Here is a 1,096-nt window from a genome sequence, read left to right as displayed (position 1 = left end):
AAGGTGTATGTGCCATTACCGTTGTCGGTAAGAATACCGTCGCCACCGTCGTAGGTCACACTTTCAATAGTAAGGTTGTCACCTTCAATGTCCGTTGCGCCTGTTAATAGGTCTGCATCAGTGAAGATTAACGTGCCGTCTTCTTCAACACTGAATTGTTGGTCTTGTGGAACAGGTAAATCATTTACTGGGTTAACCGTCAGGTCTGCTGAAGCTTGAACGGTATTGGTGCCATCTGAGATATCGAAACTGATATCGATGTCACCGTTGAAGTTTTCATCTGGCGTAATCGTGAAACTGCCGTCATCGTTTTGAGTAACGGTTGCATCACCGTCGACCGTTAAGCCGCTGGCTGTTAGGTCATCGCCTTCAACATCTGATGCTTGTGATAGCAACTGCTCTTGGCTTAGACGAATCGAACCATCTTCGTCGATTGAGTACGCTAGGTCGCCAGACACTGGCGCATCATCAACGGCAGTTACGCTCACGTCGATGTTTGCAGATACCGTATCGGTTCCGTCAGAGACATCGAAGCCGAAGTTTACGTCACCATTGAAGTTTTCATTTGGCGCAAAGGTGTAAGTCCCGTTGCCATTGTCAGTAAGAATACCGTCGCCACCGTCGTAGGTCACACCTTCAACCGTTAGGTTGTCGCCTTCAATGTCAGTAGCGCCTGTTAATAGGTCTGCATCGGTGAAGATAAGCGTTCCATCTTCTTCAACGCTGAACTGTTGATCTTGAGGGACAGGCAGGTCATTAACTGGGTTAACGGTTAGATCCGCAGAAGCCTGAACGGTGTTAGTACCATCAGAGATATCGAAGCTGATATCGATGTCACCGTTGAAGTTCTCATCTGGCGTAATCGTGAAGCTGCCGTCATCATTAGCTACAACCGTTGCATCTCCACCAACCGTAAGGTCGCTAGCTGTCAGGTCATCGCCTTCAACATCTGACGCTTGCGATAGCAATTGCTCTTGGCTTAAACGGATAGAACCGTCTTCATCGATTGAGTACGCTAAGTCACCAGACACTGGCGCATCATCAACCGCTGTAACACTCACATCGATGTTGGCAGAGACCGTATCGGTGCCATCTG

1 protein-coding gene is annotated in these 1,096 nt (G+C 48.4%); it reads right to left on the bottom strand.

Annotated elements, in window-relative coordinates; all coding sequences use genetic code 11:
• Positions 1-1,096: cadherin-like domain-containing protein (locus tag AB4133_RS19870; RefSeq protein ID WP_372225500.1), on the bottom strand; the 1,096-nt coding region annotated here is incomplete at both ends.

The sequence above is a fragment of the Vibrio sp. 10N.286.52.F8 genome (assembly GCF_041468745.1).
Classification (GTDB): domain Bacteria; phylum Pseudomonadota; class Gammaproteobacteria; order Enterobacterales; family Vibrionaceae; genus Vibrio; species Vibrio crassostreae_C.
The sequence above is the reverse complement of the archived record's forward strand: the minus strand, read 5'-3'. Positions and strand labels throughout refer to the sequence as shown.